This is a genomic window from Rhizobacter sp. SG703, from assembly GCF_012275445.1.
Lineage (GTDB): Bacteria > Pseudomonadota > Gammaproteobacteria > Burkholderiales > Burkholderiaceae_C > Rhizobacter.
This window is the reverse complement of sequence record NZ_JAAZQK010000025.1, coordinates 2,501-5,632: the sequence shown is the minus strand read 5'-3', so window position 1 is coordinate 5,632 and position 3,132 is coordinate 2,501. Positions and strand designations below refer to the sequence as shown.

General features: G+C 52.6%; 2 rRNA genes (1 of these 2 running past the window's edge). Both read right to left on the bottom strand.

What is annotated here, in order from left to right:
- Nucleotides 1–70: 70 nt before the first annotated feature.
- Nucleotides 71–183 (bottom strand): 5S ribosomal RNA (gene rrf, locus FHT26_RS29390).
- Nucleotides 184–385: 202 nt separating this feature from the next.
- Nucleotides 386–3,132, bottom strand: a 23S ribosomal RNA gene (locus FHT26_RS29385); it runs 130 nt beyond the window's last position.

The window sequence follows — 3,132 nt, the reverse complement described above, 5'->3', positions numbered from 1 at the left end:
CGCAATTCGAATCCCCCAAAAGCGAAACCCCCGTCACCTTGGGAGGAGACGGGGGTTGGCCTTATTAATAGCCTGACGATGTCCTACTTTCACACGGGAACCCGCACTATCATCGGCGCTGAGGCGTTTCACTGTCCTGTTCGGGATGGGAAGGAGTGGGACCACCTCGCTATGGTCATCAGGCTTAACTTGTTGCCGCCGAGCACTGTGGGGTGCTTTGCGACCAATTGGTAGAGTCGACGCTTGGTGGGGTGAGCCACGCAAGCGGAATCAGCTTGGTTTGACCGACGAATCGATCTGGAACTTGATTGCGTGCAGGTATTCTGATTTGAAGAACTGCACAACGCTTGCCCTCAAGCAGTCTTTGATCGCTGATCAAAGTTATAGGGTCAAGCCTCACGAGCAATTAGTACTGGTTAGCTTAACGCATTACTGCGCTTCCACACCCAGCCTATCAACGTCCTGGTCTCGAACGACTCTTCAGGGGGCTCAAGGCCCCGGCAAGACTCATCTTGAGACGAGTTTCCCGCTTAGATGCTTTCAGCGGTTATCTCTTCCGCACATAGCTACTCGGCGATGCCACTGGCGTGACAACCGATACACCAGAGGTGCGTCCACTCCGGTCCTCTCGTACTAGGAGCAGGCTCTCTCAATCTTGCAGCGCCCACGGAAGATAGGGACCAAACTGTCTCACGACGTTTTAAACCCAGCTCACGTACCTCTTTAAATGGCGAACAGCCATACCCTTGGGACCGGCTACAGCCCCAGGATGAGATGAGCCGACATCGAGGTGCCAAACACCGCCGTCGATATGAACTCTTGGGCGGTATCAGCCTGTTATCCCCAGAGTACCTTTTATCCGTTGAGCGATGGCCCTTCCATACAGAACCACCGGATCACTTTGTCCTACTTTCGTACCTGCTCGACTTGTCAGTCTCGCAGTCAAGCACGCTTATGCCAATGCACTATCAGCACGATTTCCGACCGTGCCTAGCGTACCTTCGAACTCCTCCGTTACGCTTTGGGAGGAGACCGCCCCAGTCAAACTGCCCACCATACACTGTCCCCAACCCGGATCACGGGCCAAGGTTAGAACCTCAAACACACCAGGGTGGTATTTCAACGTTGGCTCCACGACACCTAGCGGCACCGCTTCAAAGCCTCCCACCTATCCTACACAGATCTGTTCAAAGTCCAATGTAAAGCTACAGTAAAGGTTCATGGGGTCTTTCCGTCTTTCCGCGGGGAGATTGCATCATCACAAACATTTCAACTTCGCTGAGTCTCTGGAGGAGACAGTGTGGCCATCGTTACGCCATTCGTGCAGGTCGGAACTTACCCGACAAGGAATTTCGCTACCTTAGGACCGTTATAGTTACGGCCGCCGTTTACTGGGACTTCAGTCAAGAGCTTGCACCCCATCATTTAATCTTCCAGCACCGGGCAGGCGTCACACCCTATACGTCGACTTTCGTCTTTGCAGAGTGCTGTGTTTTTAATAAACAGTCGCAGCCACCGATTCTCTGCGGCCTCATTGGGCTCCCCAAGTAAATGGTTCACCTACTAAAGGCACACCTTCTTCCGAAGTTACGGTGTCAATTTGCCGAGTTCCTTCTCCAGAGTTCTCTCAAGCGCCTTAGAATACTCATCTCGCGCACCAGTGTCGGTTTGCGGTACGGTCGTATGCAGCTGAAGCTTAGTGGCTTTTCCTGGAAGCAGGGTATCACTCACTTCGGAGGCAAGCCTCCTCGTTATCACGCCTCATCTAAACCCTCCGGATTTGCCTAAAGGGTATGACTACACGCTTGAACCGGGACATCCAACACCCGGCTGAGCTAACCTTCTCCGTCCCCACATCGCACTGCATATCGGTACAGGAATATTGACCTGTTTCCCATCAGCTACGCATCTCTGCCTCGCCTTAGGGGCCGACTCACCCTACGCCGATGAACGTTGCGTAGGAAACCTTGCGCTTTCGGCGAGGGGGCTTTTCACCCCCTTTAACGCTACTCATGTCAGCATTCGCACTTCTGATACCTCCAGCAGCCTTCACAAGCCACCTTCACAGGCTTACAGAACGCTCTCCTACCACGTACGCTTGCGCGCACATCCGCAGCTTCGGTAACTGGCTTAGCCCCGTTACATCTTCCGCGCAGGACGACTCGATCAGTGAGCTATTACGCTTTCTTTAAATGATGGCTGCTTCTAAGCCAACATCCTGACTGTTTTAGCCTTCCCACTTCGTTTCCCACTTAGCCAATTTTGGGGACCTTAGCTGGCGGTCTGGGTTGTTTCCCTCTTGTGTCCGGACGTTAGCACCCGGTGCACTGTCTCCCAAGCTGTACTCATCGGTATTCGGAGTTTGCAATGGTTTGGTAAGTCGCCATGACCCCCTAGCCATAACAGTGCTCTACCCCCGACGGTAATACTTGAGGCACTACCTAAATAGTTTTCGGAGAGAACCAGCTATTTCCAAGTTTGTTTAGCCTTTCACCCCTATCCACAGCTCATCCGCTAGTTTTGCAACACTAGTCGGTTCGGACCTCCAGTAAGTGTTACCTCACCTTCATCCTGGCCATGGATAGATCACTTGGTTTCGGGTCTACACCCAGCGACTGAACGCCCTATTCGGACTCGATTTCTCTACGGCTTCCCTATTCGGTTAACCTTGCCACTGAATGTAAGTCGCTGACCCATTATACAAAAGGTACGCCGTCACCCTTCCGGGCTCCGACTGTTTGTATGCATGCGGTTTCAGGATCTATTTCACTCCCCTCCCGGGGTTCTTTTCGCCTTTCCCTCACGGTACTAGTTCACTATCGGTCGATTACGAGTATTTAGCCTTGGAGGATGGTCCCCCCATATTCAGACAGGATTACACGTGTCCCGCCCTACTTGTCGCACGCCTAGTTCCACACCCTACATTTTTCATACGGGGCTATCACCCGCTATGGCCGGACTTTCCATTCCGTTCTGATATGCAAGATGCTAAAACGTGCAGGCTCTTCCGATTTCGCTCGCCACTACTTTCGGAATCTCGGTTGATGTCTTTTCCTCGAGCTACTGAGATGTTTCAGTTCACCCGGTTCGCCTCGCATACCTATGTATTCAGTATGCGATGACCTTACGGTC